1 pseudogene is annotated in these 418 nt (G+C 64.1%); it reads left to right on the top strand.

The window, feature by feature from the left end:
- Nucleotides 1-104: 104 nt before the first annotated feature.
- Nucleotides 105-418, top strand: a pseudogene (locus tag VG561_RS21190) (hypothetical protein); the annotation flags it as partial.

Here is a 418-nt window from a genome sequence, read left to right as displayed (position 1 = left end):
CTGGCAGGCCGGGTCACCAAAGACTGGTCTCGCCCGACCAACGGAGGCGCGAAGTCATGAGGCAGGGGACACGATCGACACGAACGACACGAGCGACGCCACAGATGCAACGCGGCGCCGCGCTTCTGGCAGCCATGCTCACGGTCACGCTGGTCGCCACTTTCGCTGCAGCCGCCCTCTGGCAGCAGTGGCGCGCCATCGAGGTCGAATCTTCTGAACGCGCCAGAGTACAAGCCAACTGGGTTCTTGTGGGCGCGCTGGATTGGGCGCGGCTCATCCTGCGGGAAGACGCTCGCACAGGTGGACCCGATTACCTCAGCGAGCCATGGTCGGTGCCGCTCAAGGAAGCCCGTCTTTCCACTTTCCTGGCGGCCGACAAGGACAACACCGACATCGACACCCACGATGCGTTTCTGTC

The sequence above is a fragment of the Stenotrophomonas sp. CASM110 genome (genome assembly GCF_049384345.1).
Lineage (GTDB): Bacteria > Pseudomonadota > Gammaproteobacteria > Xanthomonadales > Xanthomonadaceae > Stenotrophomonas > Stenotrophomonas muris.
The sequence above is the reverse complement of the archived record's forward strand: the minus strand, read 5'-3'. Positions and strand labels throughout refer to the sequence as shown.